The sequence below is a fragment of the Streptomyces sp. NPDC004435 genome (assembly GCF_042873895.1).
In the GTDB taxonomy this organism is placed as follows: domain Bacteria; phylum Actinomycetota; class Actinomycetes; order Streptomycetales; family Streptomycetaceae; genus Streptomyces.
Map to the genome: position 1 here is coordinate 46,548 of NZ_JBIAMB010000011.1, position 18,511 is coordinate 65,058.

Below are 18,511 nucleotides of genomic sequence, written 5' to 3' on the forward strand. Positions count from 1 at the left end.
GACGTGTTGGGGCACCTCCTCGCACCGTCCGGTTGTCAGTGGGGGGTGCGAGACTCGGCCCATGAACCGTCATGACCCGAAGGCAGACCTGCACCGCTACCTCAGGGCGGCCCGCGAGGCCGTCGTCTGGAAGACCGAAGGGCTCTCCGAGTACGACGTACGCCGCCCGCTCACCTCGACGGGGACCAACCTCCTCGGTCTGGTCAAGCACCTGGCGAGTGGCGAACTCTCCTACTTCGGGCCGGTCTTCGGCCGCCCGCACGGCGAGGCCCTGCCCTGGTACGACGACGGCGCCGAGCCGAACGCCGACATGTGGGCCACCGCGGACGAGCCCCGGGACCGGATCCTGGACCTGTACCGCCGCTCCTGGGCCCACGCCGACGCGACGATAGAAACCCTGCCGCTCGACGCGACGGGCCACGTCCCCTGGTGGGGGGAGCAGGGCGAGGAGGTCACCCTCCAGCGCGTCCTGCTCCACGTGACGGCCGAGGCGTACCGGCACGCCGGCCACGCCGACATCGTCCGCGAACTGATCGACGGCAGCGCCGGCATGCGCCCGGCCGACAGCAACATGCCGGACGCCGGGGAGAGCTGGTACGGGGAGTACCGCGACCGCCTGGAGAAGCACGCCCGCCGGGCCCACGACCGCACCGGCGCCGCCGGGGGCTGACCCTCCTGCTCACGGGGAGGCCGCCCGGAGGAGGGTCTCCGCCGCGGCGGTGCGGGCGTAGAGGACGGCCCGGCCCGCGCGGTGGGCGCTGACGAGGCCGGCGGTGCGGAGCGCGGTCAGACACTGCGAGACCCCGGCCGCCGACTGCCCCGTACGACGGGCCAGTTCGGTGGTGGAGGCCGGGGCGTCCAGTTCGACGAGCAGCAGGGTCCGCGAGCGGCCCAGGACGGGCGCGAGGGCGGCGGCCCCGACGGCCGGCCGCGCCTGCCACAGGGTGCCGGTGCCACGGGCCGGATAGGCGAGTTGGGGCGGGTCCGGCGGGCGCACCCGTGTGCGCAGGCCGGGGCCGGTGAACACCGAGGGGATGAGCAGCAGCCCCGCGCCACTGGACTCGCGGGGCATGTCCCGCTTCCTCCGCTCCAGCCTGAGCGTGTCGTCGACCCAGCTCACCGAGGTGTGCAGGTCGTTGAGGAGACGGCCCGCTCCGTGCTCCGCGATCGTGCGGGCCCGATGGAGCAGGTCCGCGTCGAGCACGGCCCTGATCCGCGCCCAGTAGGGAGCCAGTGCCAGCTCCCAGTACGTCTCGACCTCCCGTGCCAGCCTGGCCAGGTGGGCGGGCGGGTCGGCGTGCAGCCGCGACAGACGCGGGCCGAGGCGCCCCTGGTGACGGGCGAGATGATCGAGGTCCTGCCGCACCCGGTCGGCGGGGGAGTCCGTGATGGCCTCCCACTCCGCCGCCGGCGCGGGGGCGGGCCCGGCGGGCGCCGGGTTCAGGAAGTCGGGGACGTAGCCGGAGGACCCGACCAGCTCCGCGAGCCAGCCCCGGTCGAGACCCGCGGCCCGCAGACGAGGACGCACCTGCTCGGCCCAGGGCCCGTGGACAGGGTGCGAGGCCCCCGACGTCAGCAGCCGGAAGCTGGGGACGACCTCCCACGAGGGCGAGACCACGAACCGCACCTGGGCGAGATCGCTCGCTGTGAAAGCCAGTTCCGCCACTCCGACCCCCCGACGGATTCGCGCATGAGTGAAACAATGGCCTCGCAGGCTACCGCGAACCGATCATCACGCCATGACCTCACCCCTCATCACCGCCTCGGCGGCGGGCACCTGGAAGCTCGGCGACCGCACGGTCAACCGGATCGGCTTCGGAACGATGCGCCTCACCCAGCACGGCGAGGCACTCACACCGGGCGCTGTCCCGCGCGACCGCGACCAGGCCGTCAAGGTGCTGCGCCGCGCGGTCGAGCTCGGCGTGAACCACATCGACACCGCCGCGTTCTACTTCTCCCCGCTGCGCTCCGCGAACGAGCTGATCAACCGGGCCCTGGGCCCCTACCCCGACGACCTCGTGATCGTCACCAAGGTCGGACCCGGGCGCGACCCCTCCGGTGAATGGACGGCGCACGCCACCCCCGGGCAGCTCCGCGGCCAGGTCGAGGAGAACCTGCGTCAGCTCGGACGCGACCACCTGGACGTGGTGAACCTGCGGGTCGTCGGTGCCGCCTCGGTCGCCGAACGCTTCGGCGCGCTCGCCGAACTCCGCGACGCCGGACTCGTCCGCCACCTGGGCCTCTCCAACATCCAGCCGCACCACCTCGCCGAGGCCCAGGCCATCGCACCCGTGGTCTGCGTCCAGAACATGTACGGCGTCGGAGCCTCGCCCGAGCAGGCGGAGTTGCTGCGCCTCTGCGGCGAGCAGGGCATCGCCTACGTGCCGTTCTACGCGATCGCGGGCCAGGGGCGAACGGCGGGCGCGACCGCCGGCGAGAGCGACGAGGTCCGGGCCGTCGCCCGAGCCCACGGCGTGAGCACCGCCCAGGTGCGGCTGGCCTGGACCCTGCACCGGGGCCCACACGTCCTGGCCATCCCCGGCACCGGCGACCTCGGTCATCTCGCGGAGAACGTGGCGGCCGGCTCGCTCCGCCTCTCCCCGGAGGAACTGACCGCCCTGGACTCGGTCCGGCGGACAGCCACGTGACCCGGCCACGGCGGTGACACGGCGCACCCCACCACGGCGCACCCCGCCACGGCGCACCCGGGAGCCGGCGCGGCGTCAACTCCCGTCCGTCAGCGCTCGGTCGAGAACGCCCTCCAGGCGCGCTCCCGACCGATCCGCGCCCCGGCGCCCCCGCTTCGCGCCCGCCGACGCCCGCTCCAGCCGCAGCCGTGCCGTGCGCCCGCGCAGGGTCAGCGTCATCAACTGGTTGCCGAACCACGGGCCGCCGGCGCGCTCCCACCGGACCGTCGGCCTCACGAGCCGTCCGTGACGGGCCAGGAGATGGCCGAAGAGCTTGGCCGGCCGGCTCCAGCCGAGCAGGAATCCGGCCCGCATCGTGGCGGGGACCGAGTTGTGGAGGGGCGAGCAGGTGAACTGGAGGACGCGGGAGCGCGGTTGCTGTCCGGCCGGCCAGACGGGCTCCGCGACGTACGCGTGGTGCACGTCGCCGGAGAGGACGCAGACCGTCGCCGGGGCGTGGGCGTGCCGTCCCACCTCGGCGACCGTGTCCGTCAGCCGCGCGAACGAGGAGGGGAACGCCGGCCAGTGCTCCAGGTCCGCACGCCGGCGCAGCCACTCGCCGAAGCGCGCCCAGCGGGGCCCGCGCTCACCGCGGCAGAGCGCCGCGTGCCAGCCCTCCGCGAAGTGGACCATCGGGGGCAGCAGCCACGGGAGCGAGGTCCCGACCAGCAGATGGTCGACCGCGGCGAGGTCGTCGAACGCCTGCGTCCGCAGCCAGGCGGCCTCCTCCGCGTCCAGCATCGCCCGGCGCCGCTCCTCCAGGACCCGAGCGGCACGGGTGTCGACCATGAGCAGCCGGGTGCGCCCGAAGTCCCTGCGGTAGCTCCAGCGCGCCGCCGCCGGGTCGGCCTCCGCGCGCTCCGCGAAGGCCCGCAACACCTCCGTGCCGTCACCGGCGGCCAGGACCGCCGCGTACACCTCGTCCTCGGCGAGCTCGGCGGGGGAGAGGTTCCCGAGGTGCTGGTAGACCCAGTACGACATCAGGCCGCCGATGATCCGCTCGTGCCACCAGGGCGTCGCGCGCATCTCGGCCACCCAGGCGGCGCTCGTGTTCCAGTCGTCGATCACGTCGTGGTCGTCGAAGATCATGCAGCTGGGCACGGTCGCGAGCAGCCACCTCAACCCGGGGTCGCCCCAGGACTCGTCGTAGAGCCGGGTGTACTCCTCGTAGTCGGCCACCTGATCCGGCGGGGCGGCGGAACCGGTGCCGGCCGCCCGCCGGTGCCGGGCGATCCAGGCGCGCGTCCCGGCCGACGTCTCGTCCGCGTACACCTGATCGCCGAGGAGGAGCAGCACGTCCGGGCGCTCGGCCTCGGGGTCGGCCGCGAGCCGGGCGGAGAGGGTGTCCAGGACGTCGGGCCCCACCGGATCCGACCTGCCCGCGGCGGGTGCCGCCCACCGGCACGAGCCGAAGGCGACCACCGCGTCCGTGGCCGGGACCGGCGGCGTGCGGAGGGTGCTGGGCGGCAGGGGCGAGTCCGCGAGGGGCCACACCCGCTCGCCGTCGAGCAGCACCTCGTACGGCGTGGTGGTCCCGGGGGTGAGCCCGGTGACGACGACCAGGGCGTAGTGATGGCCCGCGACGCCGAAGGTCGGAGCCGAACCCCCGGCGCCGTCGGGGCACAGGAGCTCCACCGTGCACGCCGTGTCGGTCTCGACCCACACGGTCGCGCTCGTGCCCGACCCCCAGTCCACGTACCGCAGGAGGGGTCCCAGCCTCAGACGGGCCATCGCGATCCCCCTTCAGGCGCTCCTCACGCTACGGAACGGACGGCCGGGACGCTACCGAGACGACGCCGACCGCCCTGACCCCTCCGGCGCCGATGACGGGTCGCGTGTGTCACGCGGGCTCGACGGGCAGCCAGAGCTCGCACGTCGCGGTGGTGAAGTCGTCCGCGCGTTCGAGGACCGCGACGATCGAGGGGCCCTGCCGCAGCCGCCACGGGTTGGAGGGGAACCACTCGGTCGCGGTCGCCGCCCAGGCCCTCTGCAGGGCCTGCGGATGGGGCCCGCTGGTGCGGAAGACCGCACACCGGCCGGCCGGCACCTCGATCGCGTCCAGCCCGTCCGGCACGGGCGTCTCTCCCTCCAGGGCGACACCGTGGAGGTAGGTCAGCTCGCTGCCCTCCGCGGCGTCGGGGTCGACGTCGTCGGTGACCTGGAGCAAGCCCTCCGGCTGTGTGTCGCCCAGCGACTTCAGCCGCAGGTGCTCCTCCGGCGGCAGCGCGGCGATGTGCCGGACGATGTGCGGGTTGACGCCCTCATGGATGAGCGGTACCCGGGCCGAGTGTCCGACCAGGCGGAACGCGGGGCGGTCGACGAGGCGGGTGTCCATGGGGATGCTCCCTTCGACGGTCAGGCGGAACCTGAGCTGCGGTTGTGTACGCAAGGGGCCTCCGTCGCGGCGTACGTCACCGGGACCGGCGCCGTGCACGGACCGGAACGCGCGGGCGAACGCCTCGCCCGACCCGTATCCGTGCCGGACGGCGACGGTCAGCAGATCGTCCTCGCCCCGGACGACGTCGCCGGCGGCGACGGTCATGCGCCGCCGGCGTACGTACTCCGACAGCGGCATGCCGGCCAGCGACGAGAACATCCGGCGCAGGTGGTACTCGGTCGTGCCGAGCGATCTGGCCAGCGCGTCGACGTCGAGCTCCTCGGAGAGGTGCTCCTCGACGAGATCCACGAGCCGGTTGAGTGCCGAGATCATGCGGCCTCCTTTCGACTCCCACCCTGGCACCGGGCCCCGGGCCCGCACCCGATCGCCGCGGTCCGATCCGATCAGGTGCGGACCCGTCCCGGGCGGGCGCGGGTGCCGGACCTCAGCCCAGCAGGTCCCCGGCGCGCAGCACCTCGGGCGGGACGCGCCAGGCGTCGACCAGGTCGACGGCGTGCGGCCGGATGCCGCGGCAGAGGCCGTTGACCTCGCGGGTGATCGCCTTGGACCGCTGGACGGTCAGCCGCCCGTGCTCCATGAACCACGCCCGGTCCGCCTCGATCGTGGACAGCGCGAACAGGTCGCACAGCGGCTTGAGCGCGAGCTTGTCGCCGCCGTCGGGCAGGGCCCGGCACGCGTCGACGAACGCTTCGAGGACCAGCCGCTCGGCGTGGGCGTGGGCGAGCGCGATCACATGGTCCTGGACCTGGGAGAAGACGGCGCCGGGATCGCGCTTCTGGTCGATGCCGCGCTTGAGCCGGCGCGCCAGCCCGGCCAGCATGTGCTCCTCGCGGTAGCGCAGCATGGCGAGCTGGTACTCCGAGTCGAGCAGCCCCGCCTCCTGATCCCACGCGTCGCCGCCGGGCAGCAGGTCGCGGACCCGCTCCAGGAGCTTGTGGACGGACGCCTTCTCGATCACCGTCTCGACGGCGAGCCCGGTGACGTACCGGACCACGCCCAGTTGGTCCAGGTCCTCGAACTCGCCGGCGTGGTCGGTGAGCAGGCCCTTCGCCACGAGCTGGAGCAGCACGTGGTTGTCGCCCTCGAAGGTGGTGAAGACGTCGCTGTCGGCCTTGAGCGCGGCGAAGCGGTTCGCCGCGAGATAGCCCGCGCCGCCGCAGGCCTCGCGGCACTCCTGCACGGTCCGGGTGGCGTGCCAGGTGCCGAGCGCCTTCGTGGCGGCGGCCCTCGACTCCAGCCTGCGCCGCGCCCGCGGATCGTCCTCGTGGCCGGAGAACACGTCGTGCAGCTGTCCGCGGACGACGTCCTGGGCGAAGTGCAGCGCGTACGTACGGGCCAGCAGCGGCAGCAACCGGCGCTGGTGCAGCCCGTAGTCCAGGAGGAGCTGCTCGTCCGAGCCCGCCGACGTCTCGAACTGGCGCCTTCGCACGCCGTACTTGACGGCGATCGTCAGCGCGACCTTGGCCACGCTCACGCCGGCACCGCCCACGCAGACCCGCCCCTGCACGAGCGTGCCGAGCATCGTGAAGAAGCGCCGGTCGGGGTTGTCGATGGAGCTGACGTAGGTGCCGTCGGGCGTGACGTCGGCGAAGCGGTTGAGCAGCGCCTCGCGCGGCACCCGGACCCCGTCGAAGCGGATCCGGCCGTTGTCGACGCCGTTGAGGCCCATCTTGAGCCCGTCGTCCTCGATCTCGACGCCCGGAAGGACCCGCCCCCCTGACCTGAGCGGCACGAGGAGCGCGTGCACCCCGCGGGACTCGCCGCCCGCCTCCAGCTGGGCGAAGACGACCGCCAGCTCGGCGTGACGGGCCGCGTTCCCGATGTAGTCCTTGCGGGCGGCGTCGCCCGTGGTCGTGACGACGAACTCCCCGGCCTCGGGGTCGTACCGGGCGACCGTGCCGAGCGCCTGGACGTTGGAGCCGTGCCCGGTCTCGGTCATCGCGAAGCAGCCCAGGAGCCGCCCGGCGACCAGATCCGGCAGGTACGCGTCGTGGTGGCGCTCCGTGCCGAGGTGCAGGATCGCGCCGCCGAAAAGACCGAACTGCACGCCGCTCTTGACCAGCACCGACAGGTCGCCGAAGGCGAGGGTCTCGAACGCGGCGACGGAGGCGCCGACGTCACCGCCGCCGCCGTACTCCACGGGGAAGCCCATCCCGGGCTGCCCGGTGGCGGCCAGCTCGACGACGATGTCGCGGACCCGTTCACGGAACGCGTCCGTGTCCAGCCGCTCGGCGTCCTCCAGCACGGAGGCGTGGGCCACCAGATCGGTGCGGACGAGGTCGCGGATCCCGGCGTACCCGCCGTCGAGGAGACCCGCCAGGGCGTCGACGTCGATCTCCGGCCGGGGTGAGCCGCTGGTCGCGGCGGAAGGATCATCGGGTGCCATGGCCCTCGGATACCCCGGCCGAAGGGGATCAACCGGCGGTGATCGTGTGACGAAGCGAACCCCGGGCGGCGTACGCCAGGCCCGCACGGGCCGCGGTGTTCCTGTTCAGGACTCCGAGCGGCAGCACCGGCCGCCGTGCTCCCGGTCAGGACTCCGAGCGGCAGCACGGGCCGCGGTGCTCCCGTTCAGGACTCCGAGCGGCGCCTCCACAAGCGGCTCCGGCGCGGCCCAGCGGGGAGGCGGCGCAACAGGTCCGCGGCCTGCGGGTCGCCCGCGTCGGCGGCCCGGCGCAGCCAGCGCAGCGCCTCGTCGGGGCGGCCCAGGGCGGTGGTGAGCCCGTAGAGGTTCATCATCGCGTCGACGTCGCCGTTCTCGCCCGCGCGCACGAGCCACGGTTCGGCGTCCCGCGGGCGGCCCTGCTCCAGCAGCAGGGCGCCCAGCACGCCGGCCGGTCTGATCGGGTCCCGCTCGGCCACGCGCCGCAGCAGCCGTTCGGCCTCCTGCCGGTCACCGGGCCGGCCGGTCCGGCCGAGGAACAGGGCGAGGTCGAGGACGTCGGTGTCGCGCCCGCCCTCGGCGGCCCGCCGCATGTACGGTTCCGCGCCGGCGAGGTCACCGGCGTCGGCCAGCCGGCGCCCCACCTTCCCGCTCGCCTCGGGAAGCCCTGCGTCCGCCGCGCTCCGGTACCAGCGTCCGGCCTCCTCGTCACGGCCCAGTCGTTCCAGCGCCAGTGCCAGCATATGGGCGGGGCGCGGCCCCACCCCGGCCTCGTGGGCGCGCAGCAGCCACCGCTCGGCCTCCCCCGGACGGTCCTCGTTCAGGAGCAGGATGCCCAGGTTGAAAGCGCCGTGCACGTCGCCGGCGGCCGCCGCGTCACCGAGGCACCGCTCGGCCTCCTCCTTGCGGCCTGCGTCGTACAGCAGCGCCCCCAGGGCGGCGAGCGCGGGGGCCACGCCCTCGCTCGCGGCCCGCCGGTACCACCGCTCCGCCTCGCTCGCGCGTCCCTGTCGTTCGAGCACCCCGCCGAGGCGCACCATGGCCGCCAGGTCCCCGTCCTCCGCGTCCGCGCGGTACCCCGGCTCCTGCTCGGGCGCGAACTCCGGGAAGGTGCTCCGCCCGTCGGGTCCCGGCACCCCGTCCTCGATCGCCCGCCGGTGGGCGCGCATCCGGGCGAGCGTGTGCGGCGGGACGCCGTCGGTGACGGCCGCGCCCCGCTCCGCGATCCCCAGGTAGTCGCGTGCCTCGCCCCGTTCGCCGAGGGCCAGGTGGGAGGCCGTGATGTTGACGGCCGCCCGGATCGTGGCCGGGTGCCGCCGGCCGAACGCCTGGGTCTGGATCACCAGGTTGTGCTGGTCCAGCGTCAGCGCCTCCCGGTGCCGACCCACCTGGCGCAGCGCCTGGGCCGTGCTGTCCATCACGTCACCGGTGCGCGGATGGGAGGTGCCGTGGACCGCAGGGGCGCGGTCGAGCGCTCGCAGACCGCACGCGGCGGCCTCCTCGTACCGCCGGGCGAACAGGTAGTTCACGTGCAGGCCCTCAAGGATGTCGTACAGGTGCGCGCTGTCCGGTCCGAGTAGCCGCTCGCCCGCCGCGAGCGCCTCCTCCAGCTTCGACAGCGCCCGCTCGGAGCGTCCGGCCCTGCTCAGCTCGACGCCCTCCTCGTAGGGCAGCCACATCTCGGCGAGGTGCGGATCGCGCTCGGAAGGTCTCATGGCCGCTTGCCCCCGTCTCCGGTGAAGTGTCGCTCGGTCCTCTTCACGAACGCCGCCGCGGGTCCGAACTCTGCCCGCTGTTCACCGAGTTCGGCGAAGCCCGGGTGGGCGCGCAGCAACTGCCGCCGCTGTTCGAGGCATAGGACGAGATCGAGGGCGGCCGCGCCCGGGCCGGTGTCCCCGCCGTCGAGTTCCCGGTGGGCGCGCGCGGCCCGGCGCGCCAGCCCCAGCGCCGCCTCGTGCTCCCCGAGATGGCGGCGGGTGCGGGCGAGGACCTCCAGCTGCTCGGCCAGCCGGTGGGCGAGGCGCGCGTACAGCGGGGCGAAGCCGCTCTCGTACGCGAGCTCAAGGCCCTCGTACCAGCGGTCGAAGGCCGCGGGTACGCCACCGGGCAACGCGATCCGTACGTTCCCCTCCTGGAGCAGCCCCCGGGTCACACCGAACAGGTCGGCCACCGACCGGGACAGCTCCACGGCGCTCCGGTAGCTGACGGCGGCCGCGGCGAGGTCCCCGAGCATCCGGTCCGACTCGCCGAGGTCGGACAGCGCGTCCGCTTCCAGCCTGCGATCCCCGGCCGCGCGCGCCCAGGCCAGCGCCCGCTCCACATGGGGCCGGGCGTCCCGCGGGCGCCGCGCGTCGAGGAGCGACCGGGCCAGGGTGAGCCGGGCCAGGGTGAGGCCGGAGCCGTCCTCGTCCCCGTCCCCCTCCAGGAGCCGTACGGCCTCCTCCGCGTCGGCCCGTGCCTCGTCCGGCCGCCCCATGCCGCCGTGGGCGTGCGCCCGGCTGCTCAGGAGGCTGCTCAGGAGGCTGCTCAGGGCCCGCGGCTCGCCGGCCTCGCGCAGCAGCGCGACCCCGCGGTCCAGGCAGCTCAGCGCCTCGCCCCGCCGTCCGGCCGTCAGCAGGCTCACTCCGATGCGCTCCCACAGCTCGGCCTGCAGGAGGACGTCGCCGGCGGTCCGCGCGTGTCCGAGGGCCTCGCGGTAGTGATGCCCGGCCCGGACGTGGTCCCCGATGGCGTGGGCCGAGACACCGAACTCAAAGGCCGCGTGGGCCCGTTCGATCGGACTCGGCGCGCGGACCGCGCTCCCGGAGTCCGTACCGCCGCTCCCGTGGGACGGGTCGGGCCCTCCGGGGCCGGCGGCCTGGATCCAGGCGTCCGTGAGGGCCCGCTCCACCTCGTCCCACGACGCCGGCCGTCCGGCGGGGTCGGTCGCCAGGCAGCGGGCCAACAGGGAACGCAGGGCCGGCGGCCACGACTCCGGCAGGGGGACCAGGGCGGCCTGGCCGCTGATGTGCGCTCCGCACAGCTCCCAGACGTTCGCCCCGGAGACCACCGTACGGCCCGTCAGCAGCTCGTGGACGATGGCCCCGAAGGCGTAGACGTCGGTGCGGAGGTCGACGCGGCGGCCGGGCTCCCACTGCTCGGGGGCCATGTAGTACGGCGTGCCCGCTCCGTCCGCCCACCGGGGGTCGTGGAGCAGCACCTCGGCGCCGATGGACCGGTAGGCCACCGCGATCCCGAAGTCGGTGACCTTCGCCGTCCCGTCCTCGGTGATCAGGATGTTGCCCGGTTTCAGGTCGCGGTGGACGAACCCGTGCACGGCGCGCGCCGTGTGTCCCATGCCGCGGGCGACGTCCAGCGCGTAGCCGAGCGCCTCGGCGAGCGGGAGCGGCCCGTCGCGGCGGGCGCGGGCCGCGAGCGAGGCGTCGTCGTACCCCGGGGCGGCGGCCACGAACTCGAGGACCAGATACGGCAGGTCGTCCGGCCCGTCCCGGAAGAGCCGTTCCACGGTGACGATGTGTGGGTGGGCGGGAATCCTGGACCACAGCGTGGCCTCCTGGAGGAAGCCGCGCCGCAGCTCGATGTCGCCCTCCTTGCCCGGGAGCAGCGTCTTGACCGCGACCGGCCGGTCGTCGGAGAGATCGCGGCAGAGGCAGACGACTCCCATCCCGCCCCGTAACACCCGCCCCACGAGGTAGCGCCCGGCCAGGACGTCGCCCGCCGCCGGAAGCCCCTCCGTGCCTTGCGGGTCCCTCTCCGCCATGCCCCACCCCGCTCTGCCCGGACGGTCGTGTCAGCCGATGTGTGGACGAGCGGCGGGGTCGGGACGGTTCCCGGGGCGCTCCGCGCGGGGCGTTCCGCAAGGGCCCTGACCCGATGAGTGTACGAACGTACCTTCAAGGGTGTACGGTCGTACGCATGCCAACCGACTACTTCGCGGGAGACTCCCGCACCCAGCTGGAGCGCATGCTCGCCGGCGACCTCTACATCGCCGACGACCCGCAGATCGCCGAGCGGCAGCGGCACGCGATGCGCCTCGCCGCGCGCTACCAGGCGCTCTTCGTGGACGGGCCCGAAGAGGCCCGCTCGGTCCTCGGGGAACTGCTCGGTGCCGTCGGGGAGGAGGTCGAGGTGCGTCCGCCGCTGTACGTCGACTACGGCAGCAACATCACCATCGGGGCGCGCACGTTCGTGAACTACCACCTGACGGCGCTGGACGTCGCCGCGATCACGATCGGCGAGGACTGCCAGATCGGGCCGAACGTCCAGCTCCTCACGCCCACCCACCCCCTGGAGCCCCAGCCCCGGCGCGACAAGCTGGAGGCCGCCCGGCCCATCACCCTGGGGAACAACGTGTGGCTCGGCGGCGGCGTCATCGTCTGCCCCGGTGTCACCATCGGCGACAACAGCGTCATCGGCGCCGGGGCGGTCGTCACCAAGGACATCCCCGCGAACGTCGTCGCGGTCGGCAACCCCGCCCGCCCCGTCCGCGACCTCTGACGGCGCGCCCGCCATGGCCACCGGACGCACCGACCCCCAGCGGCGCGAACGCATCCTCGCCGCCACCCTGGACCACATCGCGGCCGAGGGGGTCGCCGGCGTCTCCCACCGGAAGATCGCCGCACGCGCCGGGGTGCCGCTCGGCTCGATGACGTACCACTTCACCGGCATCGACGACCTGCTCCGCGAAGCCTTCACCCGCTTCGCCGACCACATCGTCACCGTCTTCGACGAGCACCTCGGCGGCGTGGACGACCCGGAACAGGCGCGAGAGGCCCTCACCGCCCTCGTCCACGCCCTCTCCGAGGGGCCCAGGCGCGACCTCGTGCTGACCCAGGAGCTCTACACCCTCGCCGCCCGCCGCCCCGAGTACCGCGCCCTCACCCAGGCGTGGATGGCCCGCAGCCGCCACCTCCTGGAGCGGCACTTCGACCCCGGGACGGCCCGTCAGCTCGACGCCCTCATCGAGGGCCTGACCCTCCACCGGGCCCTCGACCCCGAGCCCCACGACCGCGACCTGACGCACGAGGCGATCCGCCGCATCACCACGACCGCCTGACCGGCGGCCGCACCGACCGCCTGCGAGGGCGCGCACCTGACACCGCGCCCTCGCAGGCACCTCGCGCCACCCCGGGCGGCGGTGGCGACACACCCGGGGGACGGCTCCTGTGCGTCCACGCCTCGGCGGACGCGCGACCTCAGCCGCCCGGGCGCAGAGGGGCGCTGGACACACCCGTCTCCCGCCCGCTCAGCGCGGAGTCCAGGGTCTCCTGGGCCACGCGCATCGACTCGGCGTACTTCGGCTCGGACATGCGCTTCCAGGCGAGCTCCGGGTCGACGTCCTCGACCCGGCTCGTCACCCACCAGATGTTGCCGAACGGATCCCGCACCCGGCCGCCGCGATCCCCCCACGCGCTGTCGCTCACCGGCGTGACCACCTCTGCCCCGTGCCGGACCGCGGCGGCCACGGCGGCGTCCGCGTCGGGGACGTAGACCCGCAGCAACGAGGGCATCACCGGCCAGTCGGGTCGCCGGTCGAAGGCCAGCACGACCGTGTCGCCGACCCGGATCTCGCCATGGCCGATGGTTCCGTCCTCGACCGGAACCCGCCCGATCTCCTCGCCGTCGAACGCGGCCGTGACGAAGTCCAGCAGGGCGCCGGTGTCGTCGGTGACCACCCACGGTGCGACGCTGGTGTTGCCCTCGGGTGCGGTGCGGTTCATCGGTCTCGTCCCCTCGCTCGGTTCTTTCGTGCTGTCACGACACTAGACCCCAACTAGGACAATTTATGTCCTAGTTGGGGCGCAGGCGGTCAGCGGGGCGACGGTCGTCCCGTGGCGGAGCGGGGGAGAGGAGGGCGCCGGCGAGTTCGCGCCACTCCCGCTCCGGCAGGGCGGCCGGATCGGCGCTCAGCACCTGGAGGCAGACATGGTCGGCTCCCGCGTCGAGGTGCTCGCGCACGCGGCGGCGGATCGCCTCCGTGCCGCCGTACGCCACGATCGCGTCCACCAGCCGGCGACTCGGACGGCCCGTGACGTCCTCCTCGCCGAAGCCGAGCCTGAGGATGTTCGCCCGCTGGTGCGGCGCCATGGCGACGTACCCGGCGACGTGCGCCTCGGCCACCTCCCGTGCCCGGCCGAGATCGGTGTCCAGGACGACGGCCTGCTCGACCCCGAGGAAGGCGTCCGGTCCCATGATCGCCCGGGCCCGCGCGGTGTGCTCGACGGGCACGAAGTAGGGGTGCGCGCCCCAGGTGCGTTCGGCGGCCAGTCTGAGCATCTTCGGGCCGAGGGCCGCCAGTACGCGGCGAGGGGCCGGATCCGGGACGGGGCCGTGGGCGGGGGTGGCGTCCATGGCCGAGAGATAGGAGCGCATGGTGGCGAGCGCCCTGCCCCGGGCCGGCACGGGGTAGCCGTCCACCTCGTGCGCGGTGTCGTCGACCCGGTGCCCGCCCAGTCCGAGCAGGTAGCGTCCCGGGAACGCCTCGCCGAGGGTGCGCGTCGCGCCGGCCATCGCGATCGGGTCGCGGAACGCGATGTTGGCGATGCCGGACGCGACGGTGATGCGGCGGGTGGCCGACAGGAGTAACCACGCCTGGCCCACCGTGTCGCGGCCGAACGCCTCGCCGTGCCAGATCGCCCCGTATCCCAACTCCTCCAGTTCCGCGGCCGATTCACGCACGCGTCCGGCGGGTTGTTCCTCGTAGGCGAGGGTCCAGACCCCGATCCGGCCGAGCGCGTTCCGTGCGTCGTCGGTCATTCGTGCTCCTCTGGAAGTCATCCGGAGAGGTTCTCCGTTTCGCTTTTCGAGCTAGGATACGGAGAACCTCTCCGGTTTGTCGCTCCGGGAGCCGGGAGCCGGGAGCCGAGTGAAGGGCGGGACGATGACGAACAGGCGGGCTGACGCCCCGGCCGCACCTCCACGACGCACGGACGCCCGCCGCAATCGGGAACGTCTGGTGGCGGCGGCGCGGGAGGTGTTCGCCGAATCCGGCCCCGGCGCGTCCCTCAACGAGATCGCCCGCCGGGCGGGAGTGGGCCCGGGCACGCTGTACCGCCACTTCCCCCAGCGCTCGGACCTGCTGGCCGCGGTCCTCGCGGACCGGATCGAGACGCTGGGCGCCCACGCGGAACGGCTGCTCGCCGCGGAGGACGCCGACGACGCCCTGGAGCGGTGGCTACGGGCCTTCCTCGCCCACGCCCGCGTGAACCAGGGCATGGGCGGCGCCCTGCTGGTCGAATCGGCCGGCGAGCTGGGCTTCGACTGCCACCGCCGCATCCTGGACATGGCGGCCGGCCTGCTTGCCCGGGCCCAGCGGCACGGAACCGCTCGCGCCGATCTGGCGGCCGAGGACCTCCTCCGACTCGTCGTCGGGATCTCTCTGTCCACCGTGCACGGCGAGCGCGCCGAACAGCCCGCCCTGCTGCTGGATCTCGTGCTGGACGCCGTGCACGCCCCGCCGCGCCGGAGGGCGTGACCCCCGCCCGGACAGGGCGGGCGATCCGTCCCCCGGCCCTCCGGCGTCAAGGACGGGCGGGGCCGGGATCTTTCGAGTGAACGGGGGGCGGCCGTGAGCGCGACGACGGGTGTTCAGGCCCCGGCCGACACGGTTCCCCGGGCCCGGGCGTGGCCCCGTGCCGAGGGCGCACCGCACCGCCTCGACGCCCGCCCCTGCCGGGTCGCCGCCGTTCCGGCGGGCCCTCGGCGCGGAGCACGCCTCGGCTACGGTGAGCCGCCGCGGCCGAGGCGGTCGTGGAGGCATCCGGCGAAGGGCGAGGGAGTCGCGCCATGATCCGTACCACCCCCTGGCAGGAGCGGTCCGTCGTCGTGACCGGCGGGACCCGAGGCATCGGCAGAGGGATCGCCGAGCTCTTCGCCCGCCGGGGTGCGGCGGTCCTGCTCACGGGCCGGGACGAGGCGACGGCCCGCGAGGCCGCCGCACGTCTCGCGGGAGCTACGGGCGGGCGCGTCACCGGCCTGGGCATGGACGTGCGTGACGCGGACGCCGTCGAAACGATGGCGGCCGAGGCCGAACGGCGGCACGGGCACCTGGACGTCCTGTGCGCGAACGCCGGGATCTTCCCCGAGAAGCCCTTGCGCGAGATGACCGCCGCCGACATCGACGAGGTCATGGCCGTCAACCTGCGCGGTTCCATCCTCGCCGTCCGGGCGTGCCTGCCGGCCATGGAGCGCGCCGGGCGGGGCCGTGTCGTCCTGACGTCCTCCATCACCGGCCCCACGACGGGTTACGCCGGCTGGTCGCACTACGGGGCGAGCAAAGCCGGGCAGTTGGGGTTCCTGCGCGGTGCGGCGCTGGAACTGGCGCCGCTGGGCATCACGGTGAACGCCGTCCTTCCCGGCAACGTCCGCACCGAGGGCCTGACGGCCCTGGGCGAGGACTACCTGCGCAGGATGACGGCCTCGATCCCGCTCGGCAGGGTGGGGGAGACCGAGGACGTCGCGCACGCCGTGGCCTTCCTGGCCTCCGACGAGGCGGCGTTCATCACCGGACAGACCCTGACCGTCGACGGCGGCCAGACCGTGCCGGAATCCCTCGACGCCCTCACCCCCGCCGTCGCCCCCTCCGTCGCCCCGGCAGGCGGCTGACGGCGGGAGCGGAGCGGGCAGGCCGGCCCAGAACCGGCCGAACTCAGCCGGGGCGTCGGCATCGTCGCCGTCGCCGACCCGGACGGCTGGGACGACATCAGGCGCGCCGGGTGGGGAAGGTCCAGCCCTGGAACCACGCCGAACACCTGACCGTCGCGCCGCGCCGCGTGATGTGGGCGTTCGGGGGAGGGGGGCGTCGGGGCGCGTGAACGACGTGAAGGCGATGCGGAGAGCCTTTTAAGAAACCTTGTTGAATAACGCAGTTGTCATGATCAGGTCTTGATTTGCGCCTGCCAATGCGCACAGGGTTCTACCGAACGTTTGACGCCCCACACGTCAACACGAGGAGAGATCCCCTACATGGCAACTCACAAGCGATCGCGTCGAGTTCGCAACACGGTCATCGCCGCAGGCGTGGCGGGCTCCACCGCCGCCGCCCTGCTCGCGGCCAACCTGGCCGGCGCGGCGACCCCTGCCGAAGGGACCGTGCACGGACTCGGCGCACCCGGCGCCGTGGACGGCAGCTTCGTCGTCATCCTCGACGCATCCGCGAACAAGGAAGACCTGGCGAAGAAGTACGGCGGCACGCTCGACCGTGCCTACGGCTCGGAGGTCAACGGCTTCTCCGCGTCCGGTCTGAGCGTCCAGGAGGCCAAGCGCCTCGCCGCCGACCCCGCGGTCGGAACGGTCGTGCAGAACAAGCGCTTCACCATCAACGAGACGCAGGAGAAGCCCCCGTCCTGGGGCCTCGACCGGATCGACCAGGCCGAGACCGCGGGCGACGAGAAGTACACCTACCCCGACGGCGGCGGGGAGGGCGTGACCGCGTACGTCATCGACACCGGCGTCCGGGTCTCGCACCAGGACTTCGGCGGCCGGGCGACCCACGGCTTCGACGCCATCGACAACGACGAGACCGCCGACGACGGCAACGGCCACGGCACCCACGTCGCCGGCACCATCGCCGGAACCGCGCACGGCGTCGCCAAGAAGGCCAAGATCGTGGCCGTCCGCGTCCTGGACGACAACGGCTCGGGCACCACCGAGCAGGTCGTCGCCGGCATCGACTGGGTGACGCAGAACCACAGCGGCCCCTCCGTCGCCAACATGAGCCTCGGCGGCGGCGCCGACGAGGCGCTCGACGCGGCGGTCCAGCGCGCCATCGCCGCCGGCATCACCTTCGCGGTCGCCGCCGGAAACGAGTCCTCCGACGCGGGCCAGGGCTCGCCCTCCCGGGTCCCCGAAGCCCTCACGGTCGCCTCCAGCACCAATGGGGACGAGCAGTCGGACTTCTCCAACTTCGGCGCCGTCGTGGACCTCTACGCCCCCGGCTCGGAGATCACCTCGGCGTGGAACGACAGCGACTCCGGAGTCAAGACCATCTCCGGCACGTCGATGGCCGCCCCCCACGTCGCGGGCGCCGCCGCCCTCCACCTGGCGGCCAACCCGACGGCGACCCCGGCCGACACGGCCGCCGCGCTCACCGGCTCGGCCACCGCGGACGCCATCACGAACCCGTCCTCCGGCACACCCAACAAGCTCCTGAAGATAGCCCCCTGACCCGAACTCACCCCGCACACGACGGCCCCCTGTTCGCAGGGGGCCGTCCCCGTGCGTCCGATCGGACCGGGAGCGGGGCTCCTCATGCACGCGTGCGAAACTGGATCCCTGTTCGATGGGGGCAAGTGGCCTCCATGCGTGGCGCTGGGGGACATGTGCGCAAGGTCGGATGGATGGCGGCTGCCGCTGGTCTGGCACTGCTCGTGACGGGGTGCGGCGAGGAGGGTGGGGCGGATGCGGACGGCGTGAAGCTGGACGCGGCCACCGTCGCCAAGGAGATCGACGCGGCCGCGAAAGCCGCAGGGTTCACCAAGGACACCTCGGTCGGCAGGGTGAAACCCGAGCTCAAGGAGTGCATGGTCGACTGGGTGGCGGACGACCCCGGCCGCGCCGCCGATCCGAAGAAGTCCGCCGCGGACACGATCGCGGGCCTGGTCGAGGCCGGCTGGACCGAGGGCAAGAGCGTTCAGCAGGGCGACCGGGAGATGAAGACCCTGACGAAGGGCGACTGGGAGGTCAGGTCCGCGTCCGAACTGGGCAAGGGGATCAAGGCCCTCGTGTTCGCCGGCACCCGTACGTCCCCGGAGTGCGTCGAACTCCTCGTCGCCGACCTGGGCGACGGCAAGGGATAGTCGCGCCAGGGGAGGGGACGTCATGGACATGAAAGAGGCCCAGGACCGGAGCCGGAGGGCCGAACGCATCGGGTGGACGGCGATCGCCCTGGTCCTGGGGCTGGGGCTCCTGGTCGTCCTGGGAGTGATGTCGGGCGTCCTGCTGTTCGGCTACCTCGCGGTCAGCGTGGTGCCCTGAGGGCGGTGACACGGCGCTCCTCCGTGAGCCCGCGCGGAAGTGCGGGTGGCTCGTGGGGCGGGTGGCCGT

At 73.7% G+C, this 18,511-nt stretch carries 17 protein-coding genes; 9 read left to right on the forward strand and 8 right to left on the reverse strand.

All coding sequences use genetic code 11. The features are described 5' to 3' along the window. Positions 1 to 61: 61 nt before the first annotated feature. Positions 62 to 670, forward strand: coding sequence for a DinB family protein (locus ACFYT9_RS20940; protein ID WP_389165953.1), 609 nt, complete (start codon positions 62 to 64; stop codon positions 668 to 670). A 9-nt stretch (positions 671 to 679) separates the two neighbouring features. Here ACFYT9_RS20940 and ACFYT9_RS20945 read toward each other — a convergent pair whose 3' ends face one another. Continuing rightward, positions 680 to 1,657 (reverse strand): DUF5937 family protein, encoded by a 978-nt coding sequence (locus tag ACFYT9_RS20945; RefSeq protein ID WP_389166320.1) that lies wholly within the window; start codon positions 1,655 to 1,657, stop codon positions 680 to 682. Between the two features lie 82 nt (positions 1,658 to 1,739). Between ACFYT9_RS20945 and ACFYT9_RS20950 the strand changes: the two genes are divergently transcribed. Further along, entirely contained in the window at positions 1,740 to 2,648 is a 909-nt protein-coding gene (locus ACFYT9_RS20950) for an oxidoreductase (protein WP_389165955.1), read from the forward strand. A gap of 75 nt (positions 2,649 to 2,723) precedes the next feature. On the opposite strand, the gene ACFYT9_RS20955 is transcribed toward ACFYT9_RS20950, so the two are convergent. From ACFYT9_RS20955 to ACFYT9_RS20975, 5 genes are all read right to left on the reverse strand, one after another. Further along, positions 2,724 to 4,418 carry an alkaline phosphatase D family protein gene (locus ACFYT9_RS20955; RefSeq protein WP_389165958.1) on the reverse strand — a complete coding sequence of 565 codons (1,695 nt, stop codon included), beginning with the start codon at positions 4,416 to 4,418 and terminating at the stop codon, positions 2,724 to 2,726. A gap of 109 nt (positions 4,419 to 4,527) precedes the next feature. Further along, the gene (locus ACFYT9_RS20960) at positions 4,528 to 5,397 is read right to left on the reverse strand and encodes a GyrI-like domain-containing protein (protein ID WP_389165961.1); all 870 of its coding nucleotides are present in this window, start codon (positions 5,395 to 5,397) and stop codon (positions 4,528 to 4,530) included. A gap of 112 nt (positions 5,398 to 5,509) precedes the next feature. Beyond that, entirely contained in the window at positions 5,510 to 7,471 is a 1,962-nt protein-coding gene (locus ACFYT9_RS20965; protein ID WP_389165964.1) for an acyl-CoA dehydrogenase, read from the reverse strand. A gap of 185 nt (positions 7,472 to 7,656) precedes the next feature. Continuing rightward, a complete protein-coding gene (locus ACFYT9_RS20970; RefSeq protein WP_389165967.1) occupies positions 7,657 to 9,183 on the reverse strand; it encodes a tetratricopeptide repeat protein in 1,527 nt (508 codons plus the stop codon). After that, positions 9,180 to 11,228 (reverse strand): protein kinase, encoded by a 2,049-nt coding sequence (locus ACFYT9_RS20975; protein WP_389165969.1) that lies wholly within the window; start codon positions 11,226 to 11,228, stop codon positions 9,180 to 9,182. Before ACFYT9_RS20975 ends, ACFYT9_RS20970 begins: the two co-directional genes overlap by 4 nt. A gap of 155 nt (positions 11,229 to 11,383) precedes the next feature. On the opposite strand from ACFYT9_RS20975, the gene ACFYT9_RS20980 reads away from it, so the two are divergent. Together ACFYT9_RS20980 and ACFYT9_RS20985 are read left to right on the forward strand one after the other, a co-directional pair. Continuing rightward, positions 11,384 to 11,965, forward strand: coding sequence for a sugar O-acetyltransferase (locus tag ACFYT9_RS20980; protein WP_387270321.1), 582 nt, complete (start codon positions 11,384 to 11,386; stop codon positions 11,963 to 11,965). A gap of 13 nt (positions 11,966 to 11,978) precedes the next feature. After that, the gene (locus ACFYT9_RS20985; RefSeq protein ID WP_387270320.1) at positions 11,979 to 12,524 is read left to right on the forward strand and encodes a TetR/AcrR family transcriptional regulator; all 546 of its coding nucleotides are present in this window, start codon (positions 11,979 to 11,981) and stop codon (positions 12,522 to 12,524) included. A gap of 139 nt (positions 12,525 to 12,663) precedes the next feature. Here ACFYT9_RS20985 and ACFYT9_RS20990 read toward each other — a convergent pair whose 3' ends face one another. Next, positions 12,664 to 13,188 (reverse strand): VOC family protein, encoded by a 525-nt coding sequence (locus ACFYT9_RS20990; protein ID WP_389165973.1) that lies wholly within the window; start codon positions 13,186 to 13,188, stop codon positions 12,664 to 12,666. Positions 13,189 to 13,258: 70 nt separating this feature from the next. Next, a complete protein-coding gene (locus ACFYT9_RS20995; RefSeq protein WP_389165975.1) occupies positions 13,259 to 14,224 on the reverse strand; it encodes a TIGR03620 family F420-dependent LLM class oxidoreductase in 966 nt (321 codons plus the stop codon). A 124-nt stretch (positions 14,225 to 14,348) separates the two neighbouring features. Here ACFYT9_RS20995 and ACFYT9_RS21000 point away from each other — a divergent pair, with 124 nt between their 5' ends. The 5 genes from ACFYT9_RS21000 to ACFYT9_RS21020 all read left to right on the forward strand — a co-directional run bounded on the left by ACFYT9_RS21000 (position 14,349) and on the right by ACFYT9_RS21020 (position 18,442). After that, the gene (locus ACFYT9_RS21000) at positions 14,349 to 14,942 is read left to right on the forward strand and encodes a TetR/AcrR family transcriptional regulator (protein ID WP_389165978.1); all 594 of its coding nucleotides are present in this window, start codon (positions 14,349 to 14,351) and stop codon (positions 14,940 to 14,942) included. Between the two features lie 311 nt (positions 14,943 to 15,253). Beyond that, positions 15,254 to 16,072, forward strand: a complete 819-nt coding sequence (gene fabG, locus ACFYT9_RS21005) for a 3-oxoacyl-ACP reductase FabG (RefSeq protein ID WP_389165981.1) — start codon at positions 15,254 to 15,256, stop codon at positions 16,070 to 16,072. A 360-nt stretch (positions 16,073 to 16,432) separates the two neighbouring features. Then, the gene (locus ACFYT9_RS21010; protein ID WP_376596211.1) at positions 16,433 to 17,632 is read left to right on the forward strand and encodes a S8 family peptidase; all 1,200 of its coding nucleotides are present in this window, start codon (positions 16,433 to 16,435) and stop codon (positions 17,630 to 17,632) included. 173 nt (positions 17,633 to 17,805) lie between these two features. After that, positions 17,806 to 18,264, forward strand: a complete 459-nt coding sequence (locus tag ACFYT9_RS21015) for a hypothetical protein (protein WP_389165983.1) — start codon at positions 17,806 to 17,808, stop codon at positions 18,262 to 18,264. 22 nt (positions 18,265 to 18,286) lie between these two features. Continuing rightward, the gene (locus tag ACFYT9_RS21020) at positions 18,287 to 18,442 is read left to right on the forward strand and encodes a hypothetical protein (RefSeq protein ID WP_389165986.1); all 156 of its coding nucleotides are present in this window, start codon (positions 18,287 to 18,289) and stop codon (positions 18,440 to 18,442) included. The last annotated feature ends 69 nt before the right edge of the window (positions 18,443 to 18,511 follow it).

Excerpts from the sequence above, each read along its gene's own strand:
- ACFYT9_RS20940 (WP_389165953.1), top strand. The coding sequence starts at position 62 with ATGAACCGTCATGACCCGAAGGCAGACCTGCACCGCTACCTCAGGGCG.
- ACFYT9_RS20960 (WP_389165961.1), bottom strand. The coding sequence starts at position 5,397 with ATGATCTCGGCACTCAACCGGCTCGTGGATCTCGTCGAGGAGCACCTC.
- ACFYT9_RS20955 (WP_389165958.1), bottom strand. The coding sequence starts at position 4,418 with ATGGCCCGTCTGAGGCTGGGACCCCTCCTGCGGTACGTGGACTGGGGG.
- ACFYT9_RS21010 (WP_376596211.1), top strand. The coding sequence starts at position 16,433 with ATGGCAACTCACAAGCGATCGCGTCGAGTTCGCAACACGGTCATCGCC.
- ACFYT9_RS20990 (WP_389165973.1), bottom strand. The coding sequence starts at position 13,188 with ATGAACCGCACCGCACCCGAGGGCAACACCAGCGTCGCACCGTGGGTG.
- ACFYT9_RS20950 (WP_389165955.1), top strand. The coding sequence starts at position 1,740 with ATGACCTCACCCCTCATCACCGCCTCGGCGGCGGGCACCTGGAAGCTC.
- ACFYT9_RS20975 (WP_389165969.1), bottom strand. The coding sequence starts at position 11,228 with ATGGCGGAGAGGGACCCGCAAGGCACGGAGGGGCTTCCGGCGGCGGGC.
- ACFYT9_RS20995 (WP_389165975.1), bottom strand. The coding sequence starts at position 14,224 with ATGACCGACGACGCACGGAACGCGCTCGGCCGGATCGGGGTCTGGACC.
- ACFYT9_RS20985 (WP_387270320.1), top strand. The coding sequence starts at position 11,979 with ATGGCCACCGGACGCACCGACCCCCAGCGGCGCGAACGCATCCTCGCC.
- ACFYT9_RS21015 (WP_389165983.1), top strand. The coding sequence starts at position 17,806 with ATGGCGGCTGCCGCTGGTCTGGCACTGCTCGTGACGGGGTGCGGCGAG.
- fabG (WP_389165981.1), top strand. The coding sequence starts at position 15,254 with ATGATCCGTACCACCCCCTGGCAGGAGCGGTCCGTCGTCGTGACCGGC.
- ACFYT9_RS20980 (WP_387270321.1), top strand. The coding sequence starts at position 11,384 with ATGCCAACCGACTACTTCGCGGGAGACTCCCGCACCCAGCTGGAGCGC.
- ACFYT9_RS20970 (WP_389165967.1), bottom strand. The coding sequence starts at position 9,183 with ATGAGACCTTCCGAGCGCGATCCGCACCTCGCCGAGATGTGGCTGCCC.
- ACFYT9_RS20965 (WP_389165964.1), bottom strand. The coding sequence starts at position 7,471 with ATGGCACCCGATGATCCTTCCGCCGCGACCAGCGGCTCACCCCGGCCG.
- ACFYT9_RS21020 (WP_389165986.1), top strand. The coding sequence starts at position 18,287 with ATGGACATGAAAGAGGCCCAGGACCGGAGCCGGAGGGCCGAACGCATC.
- ACFYT9_RS21000 (WP_389165978.1), top strand. The coding sequence starts at position 14,349 with ATGACGAACAGGCGGGCTGACGCCCCGGCCGCACCTCCACGACGCACG.